A 6,493-nucleotide genomic window follows, 5' to 3' on the forward strand; every position below is an offset into this window, starting at 1 on the left:
GCCACACAAAAATGTCATTGAAATGTGCTGTAGGTCGGCTTATTGGCAGTTTTAAACGTGGTAGGCAGCGCAGAAGAAGTAAATGAAGGGTTAATAAAGGATGCACAGCCCGCGACGGAGAGCGCAGGCTGCGCTGAATGCGTCAAAGTTCCTGTTCGAACAAGGAGAGGATGGCTTCAAACAGTTGGCGTGCGGTAAAGGAGCTGGCTGGGGTGACAAAAATGGTATCGTCACCCGCAATGGTGCCCAGTATCCCTTCAGATTTACCCAGTGAGTCCAACAGGCGAGCAATCAACTGCGCCGCACCTGGGCTGGTATGGATCACCACCACCGCGTCGTTATGGTCCACATCCAGCACTAGATTCTTGAGTGGGCTGGTGGTGGTTGGGACACCGAGTTCGGCCGGGAGGCAGTACACCATCTCCATCTTTGCATTACGCGTGCGCACCGCCCCGAACTTGGTCAGCATGCGTGATACCTTGGATTGGTTGATGTTTTCGAAGCCTTCTTCTTGCAGCGCCAAAACGATCTCGCCTTGAGAACTGAATTTTTCTTCTTTCAATAACGCTTTAAACGCCTTGATCAGATCTTCCTGCTTTGCGGGATTACGCATTTTGCACCGTGGAATGTTGGTAATAGAGCTGATTATTATGCATATAAATGCATTTTTATGCAATACGGGGGCGGTCTGGAAAATCAAAAATGCCCAGACAGAAAGGCAAGGGAGCGATTTTAACAAAATACGTTGCTCATGAATATGCCCTTTTAGTGCGGGAAGCGAGCCAGCTCTCCGGTAACGAAAATGTTATTAAAATGATGTTGTTCTGATGTTACGTAAGGGTGTAATGTAACCGCCGGTTAACGCGATCGTGAAAAGCTTGGCACTATTTTCGATTAGTGTGCGCTATGCCCTTAATGCATAAGCTATTTACTTTAAAATGCTCGCAACATCGGCCATTTTATTGCGCCAGATCTAAAACCGACTGTTAAGAGGTTGTTTTTAAAGGCGTGATAAATTAAGGTCCGTGACCAAAGAATTCACGGCGCTTTTATATTTATGACAATAAAGGAGTATAGGATGAAAGTTGCAGTTCTCGGTGCTGCTGGCGGTATTGGCCAGGCCCTCGCCCTTCTACTCAAGACCCAGCTTCCTTCAGGTTCTGAACTCTCCCTCTACGACATTGCCCCCGTTACCCCAGGCGTTGCCGTTGACTTAAGCCACATCCCAACCGCAGTTAACATCAAAGGCTTCAGTGGCGAAGATGCTACCCCTGCGCTGCACGGTGCGGACGTGGTGCTGATTTCTGCTGGCGTTGCGCGTAAACCTGGGATGGATCGTTCCGATCTGTTCAACGTTAACGCTGGCATCGTACGCAACCTGATTGAGCAAGTGGCTAAAACCTGTCCGAAAGCCTGCATCGGTATCATCACCAACCCGGTGAATACCACGGTGGCCATTGCGGCAGAAGTGTTGAAGAAAGCGGGTGTTTACGACAAAAACAAACTGTTTGGTATCACATCGCTGGATATCATCCGTTCCAACACCTTCGTTGCGCAATTGAAAGGCAAACAACCGGAAGAACTGAACGTACCGGTGATTGGCGGCCACTCAGGCGTGACCATCTTGCCTCTGCTGTCGCAGATCCCAGGCGTTAGCTTTAGCGATCAGGAAGTGGCTGATTTGACCAAACGTATCCAGAACGCGGGTACCGAAGTAGTTGAAGCCAAAGCCGGTGGCGGTTCTGCAACCCTGTCTATGGGCCAGGCTGCTGCACGTTTTGGTCTGTCTCTGGTGCGTGCGCTGAGCGGTGAGAAAGGCGTTGTTGAATGTGCCTATGTTGAAGGCGATGGCAAATATGCCCGCTTCTTTGCGCAGCCACTACTACTGGGTAAAAACGGTATCGAAGAACGTAAAGACATCGGTACCCTGAGTGCCTTCGAGCAAAAAGCGCTGAGCGAAATGCTGGACGTACTGCACAAAGATATCGAATTGGGTGAGAAGTTTATCAACAACTGATCTCTCAGTACGATGATGTTTTGATAAGCCGCCGGGCCAAATCCGGCGGCTTTCTTATGTTTATCATGGTTTGATTCGACTTTTCCGATCTCGCAGATGATGTGTGAGCGGATCAAAATACCTGCTCGGCCAGATCTCAGCCGGGTGCACGTTCAGTGCATCAGCAATCAACCACTCTCCCTTGGGCCAAGGACGTGATAGCGCGTTGGCCAACGTCGATGAACTTAGCCCAGCCTCTCGTGAAACCGCTGCCAGAGTGGTACCTCTCTTCTTCAAAGCCGCGATGACGTCTGCTGGATGCCAGTCTGGGTCCCGTGAATTCATATTTTCATTCCTTTTTTTGATTAGAGAAAGTTCTGTTAGTGGTATAACTAACAGGTCAGAATTAGTCGTTTGAACAACGTGAAGCGTTTATTCAGAAACTAGGATACCACCAAGTTTCCCAAAAATAACTTATGGTTTCTGAAAAATTTGTATTGCCACACTATTGTCCCGAGATCATGGCTATGAAAAACGAGTGGTTTGCTGCCAAGGAGCTGATAGGCATCGCAGGATTACCTTCCTCTACACAGGGAATCAACCTGATGGCACGGCGTGAAAATTGGCTCAGCCGCCGCCGCAAAGGTGTTCAAGGCAAAGCACTGGAATACCATTTCGACAGCTTGCCTACCGGCGTCAAAAACCTGCTGGTATTGCGGGAAGAGCCAGCGATCTATGAGGCCGGGCGTCAGGACCCGCTGGCGGTGTGGATCGAATACTATTACCACCTTTCAGACAGTGAACGAGGCAAAGTGATGGCGTTTTTGATGCGTGAAGGTGTGGATAGCCTGCTGACCTGGATTGCTGAAAAGAACAAACAGTAAATCTCCTCATTTGTAGGGGCGCTGCATACTGCGCTCGATTAGTCACATGTCGTTCCCACCTGGCTGCCTTCTGCGTTGCCTCTATGCTTCCCCTCTCTCTTTTAGGTAAGCGTTTTTTGAGTATTTCGCCAAGCTTTTGCTGATAGGCAATGGCCCTGTTAATGTTATAACTTACTTGTTGGACTTAGTTGTTCATGCAACTGAAAGGGCCGATAAGTCAGTCAGGGCAATGCTGCTATCAAGGAGAGGGAATGGACAAGGAGTGGTTTACCGCCGAAGAACTGAAAAATAAGGGAGAACTGGGCAGCTCTCCACAAGGGATCAACAAGCGGGCACGTGAGCAAAACTGGCTATGGCAGCGGCGTTATGGCAAGCAAGGGGTGGCTAAGGAGTATCATATTAGTAGCCTACCCCTCTCGACCCAAAACGAATTGTATCCCCAGCTGTATCCCATTGCCGCTGAGGAACCGGCGGCGTATACCCCCTCCCATGATGACGATCCTATCAAACGGTTGCAGGGTTTTCTGGCAGGCATGAAGCCAGACGAATACGCGCTTCTACTGGGTTTTCTGGCGGAGAATGGGGCTACGGGGCTACTGGAACTCATTAGCAAGGCAAATAAATAGGCCCGCACCGCAGGCCTATTTGAATATTTGGAAACTTAAATTTCTTAAAAGTCTCGTTGAACCGCCAGATGCGCTAATCCTTCCAGCGCGGTTCGATAAGGAGAATCGGGCAAAACCTGCAATGCGGCGATCGCCTTGTCTGCCTCTTCTTCTGCGCGCTGACGTGTATAGGTGAGTGAACCACACTCCTGCATGGTAGCCAGAACCGGCTCCAGCAGATGGCGGCCATTCCCCTGTTCAATCGCGCCACGGATCATCTCAGACTGCTCGGCATTGCCATTATGCATCGCATGCAACAACGGCAGCGTCGGCTTCCCCTCGTTCAAGTCATCGCCGGTATTTTTACCCAGGGTCACGCCGTCTGCACTGTAGTCCAGCAGATCGTCGATCAGTTGGAATGCCGTGCCAAGATAGCGGCCATAGTCTTGCAGTGCCTGCTCTTCGGCCGGGGTGGCCTCGGAGAGGATGGCTGATGACTGGGCTGCCGCCTCAAACAGACGAGCGGTTTTGCTGTAGATGACCCGCATATAGTTTTCTTCACTGATATTCGGATCGTTGACGTTCATCAATTGCAGCACTTCGCCTTCGGCGATCACGTTGACCGCCTCGGACATCACTGCCAGCACGCGCAGCGATTCCAGGCTGGTCATCATCTGGAAAGCACGCGTATAAATGAAATCACCCACCAACACGCTGGCAGCATTGCCAAACGCCGCGTTGGCGGTCGCCTTGCCACGGCGCATGTCGGACTCATCCACCACGTCATCATGCAACAGGGTAGCGGTATGGATGAACTCTATCAGGGCAGCGACGGCAATATGTTTATCGCCTTGATAGTGCAAGGCCCGTGCCGCCAGAACGGCGATCATCGGGCGAATGCGCTTACCGCCACCGCTGATAATGTAATAGCCAAGTTGATTGATGAGCGTGACATCGGAATTCAACTGTTCGAGAATTGTTGCGTTCACGGCCGCCATATCTTGCGCGGTTAACTCAGTAATTTGTTCTAGGTTCATTGTATTTTTTTCAGCTGTGTTTCTGTTCACCGCGATGAGAACGCTGCTCACATCGGTACATGGCGGTAACTGTCCTGTTGATTGTACTTGAAAATCGGCCCAGATAAACGTTGTGAGAGAAACTGTGTTTTTTTTCTTCTTTTTTCACCTTCTGGCCCTAATCTGCTCTTGTCATATGCGGGATTATTGCGTAGAATTCGCGCCCTATTGTGAATATTTATAGCGCGCTCTGTACTGAACAGTTGGGCACGCGGAAAGCGGAGTTTTATATGTACGCGGTTTTCCAAAGTGGTGGTAAACAACACCGAGTAAGCGAAGGTCAAACCGTTCGCTTGGAAAAGCTGGACATCGCAACTGGTGAAGCGGTTGAGTTTGACCAGATTCTGATGATCGCTAATGGCGAAGATATCAAAATCGGCGTTCCTTTCGTCGATGGCGGTAAGATCAAAGCTGAAGTGGTTGCTCACGGTCGTGGCGAAAAGATCAAGATTGTTAAGTTTCGTCGTCGTAAGCACTATCGTAAGCAGCAAGGTCACCGTCAGTGGTTCACTGATGTTAAAATCACCGGCATCAGCGCTTAAGTTAGGAGAGCGGATTAATGGCACACAAAAAGGCTGGCGGCTCGACTCGTAACGGTCGCGATTCAGAAGCTAAACGTCTGGGCGTAAAACGCTTTGGCGGCGAAGCAGTACTGGCAGGCAGCATCATCGTTCGTCAGCGCGGCACCAAATTCCACGCTGGTACCAACGTGGGTTGCGGCAAAGACCACACTCTGTTTGCTTTGAAAGACGGTAAAGTCAAATTCGAAGTTAAAGGCCCGAGCAATCGTAAATTTATCAGCATCGAAGCTGAATAATTTTTCGAGCCTTACGAAATAGATGTTAAGCCCCGCAATTCGTTGCGGGGCTTTTTACATTTATAGATTGCTTGTGCTTGGCGGCACAACGCACAGACAGTGAGAAGATGGAAAAAAAACAGCAGGCTGGCGTTGGTATTTTTCTGGCGATCACCACAGCGGTTTGCTGGGGCGCGCTGCCTATCGCTATGAAAGAAGTGCTGGAAGTGATGGAGCCGTTTACCGTCGTCTGGTATCGCTTTACGATTGCCGCTATTGGCCTGGGAGTGATCCTGGCAGTGCGCGGGCGTTTACCTCCGGTGAACATGTTCCGTCAACCCCGCTGGCTGCTGTTGCTGGCGATCGCTACCGCCGGGTTGTTGGGTAACTTTGTCTTCTTCAGCTCTTCGCTGCAATATTTGAGTCCGACAGCCTCGCAGGTTATCGGCCAACTCTCGCCGGTGGGCATGATGTTCGCCAGCGTATTGATCCTGAAAGAAAGGATGCGTATCACTCAGGTGATTGGCGCTCTGATGCTGATCTGCGGGCTGATGCTGTTTTTCAACGTCAGCCTGATCGAGATCTTCACTCAGTTTACAGACTACACGCTCGGTGTGTTGTTGGGCGTGTGTGCGGCCATGGTTTGGGTGACCTATGGCGTGGCGCAAAAAGTATTACTGCGTCGATTGGCCTCACCGCAGATCCTGGTCTTGTTGTACACTTTATGTGCGATCGCGTTATTCCCGCTGGCAAAACCAGCGGTGATTTTCCAGCTCAGCGGTTGGCAATTGGCCTGCCTGCTGTTCTGTGGTGCTAACACGCTGATTGGTTATGGTGCGCTGGCGGAAGCGATGGCGCGCTGGCAGGCGGCCCAGGTGAGTGCGTTAATCACGCTGACTCCCCTGTTTACCCTGCTGTTTTCAGATTTATTGGCGCTGGCCTGGCCACAGGTATTTACCGCCCCGGCATTGAATGTCGTCGGCTATGTAGGTGCTTTTGTGGTGGTTGCAGGCGCCATGTTTTCCGCAATTGGTCACCGTTGGTGGCCGCGACGGGCAGAAACCAACCTGGTTGCTTCTTTGAAGCCGCCCGGTGAATGAGTTACGGAGACGGTAAATGAAGTTTGTAGATGAAGC

Annotated in this window: 9 protein-coding genes; 6 read left to right on the forward strand and 3 right to left on the reverse strand. The window is 50.8% G+C overall.

The window, feature by feature from the left end; all coding sequences use genetic code 11:
* Window positions 1–142: 142 nt before the first annotated feature.
* The gene (gene argR / locus ACLQ7H_RS20430) at window positions 143–613 is read right to left on the reverse strand and encodes a transcriptional regulator ArgR (RefSeq protein WP_021179033.1); all 471 of its coding nucleotides are present in this window, start codon (window positions 611–613) and stop codon (window positions 143–145) included.
* Window positions 614–1,078: 465 nt separating this feature from the next.
* Here argR and mdh point away from each other — a divergent pair, with 465 nt between their 5' ends.
* Complete coding sequence (mdh, locus tag ACLQ7H_RS20435; RefSeq protein ID WP_411754245.1) at window positions 1,079–2,017, forward strand: malate dehydrogenase; 939 nt, start codon at window positions 1,079–1,081, stop codon at window positions 2,015–2,017.
* 63 nt (window positions 2,018–2,080) lie between these two features.
* Here mdh and ACLQ7H_RS20440 read toward each other — a convergent pair whose 3' ends face one another.
* Window positions 2,081–2,341, reverse strand: coding sequence for a helix-turn-helix domain-containing protein (locus ACLQ7H_RS20440; protein WP_411754246.1), 261 nt, complete (start codon window positions 2,339–2,341; stop codon window positions 2,081–2,083).
* Window positions 2,342–2,523: 182 nt separating this feature from the next.
* On the opposite strand from ACLQ7H_RS20440, the gene ACLQ7H_RS20445 reads away from it, so the two are divergent.
* On the forward strand, window positions 2,524–2,880 hold the full coding sequence (locus ACLQ7H_RS20445; protein WP_411754250.1) for a DNA-binding protein: 357 nt from the start codon (window positions 2,524–2,526) through the stop codon (window positions 2,878–2,880).
* Window positions 2,881–3,131: 251 nt separating this feature from the next.
* Entirely contained in the window at window positions 3,132–3,506 is a 375-nt protein-coding gene (locus ACLQ7H_RS20450; RefSeq protein WP_411754247.1) for a DNA-binding protein, read from the forward strand.
* 44 nt (window positions 3,507–3,550) lie between these two features.
* Here ACLQ7H_RS20450 and ispB read toward each other — a convergent pair whose 3' ends face one another.
* Window positions 3,551–4,522 (reverse strand): octaprenyl diphosphate synthase, encoded by a 972-nt coding sequence (gene ispB, locus ACLQ7H_RS20455; protein WP_411754248.1) that lies wholly within the window; start codon window positions 4,520–4,522, stop codon window positions 3,551–3,553.
* Window positions 4,523–4,791: 269 nt separating this feature from the next.
* On the opposite strand from ispB, the gene rplU reads away from it, so the two are divergent.
* From rplU to ACLQ7H_RS20470, 3 genes are all read left to right on the forward strand, one after another.
* Entirely contained in the window at window positions 4,792–5,103 is a 312-nt protein-coding gene (rplU, locus tag ACLQ7H_RS20460) for a 50S ribosomal protein L21 (RefSeq protein WP_004955927.1), read from the forward strand.
* 17 nt (window positions 5,104–5,120) lie between these two features.
* Window positions 5,121–5,378, forward strand: a complete 258-nt coding sequence (gene rpmA, locus ACLQ7H_RS20465; RefSeq protein ID WP_004933559.1) for a 50S ribosomal protein L27 — start codon at window positions 5,121–5,123, stop codon at window positions 5,376–5,378.
* Between the two features lie 107 nt (window positions 5,379–5,485).
* Window positions 5,486–6,457, forward strand: coding sequence for a DMT family transporter (locus tag ACLQ7H_RS20470; RefSeq protein ID WP_411754249.1), 972 nt, complete (start codon window positions 5,486–5,488; stop codon window positions 6,455–6,457).
* The last annotated feature ends 36 nt before the right edge of the window (window positions 6,458–6,493 follow it).

This window comes from Serratia sp. (in: enterobacteria), assembly GCF_046715635.1.
Classification (GTDB): Bacteria; Pseudomonadota; Gammaproteobacteria; order Enterobacterales; family Enterobacteriaceae; genus Chania.

What these genes read in the sequence shown, in the direction of transcription:
- rplU (WP_004955927.1), top strand. Translation starts at nt 4,792, where the DNA reads ATGTACGCGGTTTTCCAAAGTGGTGGTAAACAACACCGAGTAAGCGAA.
- ACLQ7H_RS20450 (WP_411754247.1), top strand. Translation starts at nt 3,132, where the DNA reads ATGGACAAGGAGTGGTTTACCGCCGAAGAACTGAAAAATAAGGGAGAA.
- argR (WP_021179033.1), bottom strand. Translation starts at nt 613, where the DNA reads ATGCGTAATCCCGCAAAGCAGGAAGATCTGATCAAGGCGTTTAAAGCG.
- mdh (WP_411754245.1), top strand. Translation starts at nt 1,079, where the DNA reads ATGAAAGTTGCAGTTCTCGGTGCTGCTGGCGGTATTGGCCAGGCCCTC.
- ACLQ7H_RS20470 (WP_411754249.1), top strand. Translation starts at nt 5,486, where the DNA reads ATGGAAAAAAAACAGCAGGCTGGCGTTGGTATTTTTCTGGCGATCACC.
- ACLQ7H_RS20445 (WP_411754250.1), top strand. Translation starts at nt 2,524, where the DNA reads ATGAAAAACGAGTGGTTTGCTGCCAAGGAGCTGATAGGCATCGCAGGA.
- ACLQ7H_RS20440 (WP_411754246.1), bottom strand. Translation starts at nt 2,341, where the DNA reads ATGAATTCACGGGACCCAGACTGGCATCCAGCAGACGTCATCGCGGCT.
- rpmA (WP_004933559.1), top strand. Translation starts at nt 5,121, where the DNA reads ATGGCACACAAAAAGGCTGGCGGCTCGACTCGTAACGGTCGCGATTCA.
- ispB (WP_411754248.1), bottom strand. Translation starts at nt 4,522, where the DNA reads ATGAACCTAGAACAAATTACTGAGTTAACCGCGCAAGATATGGCGGCC.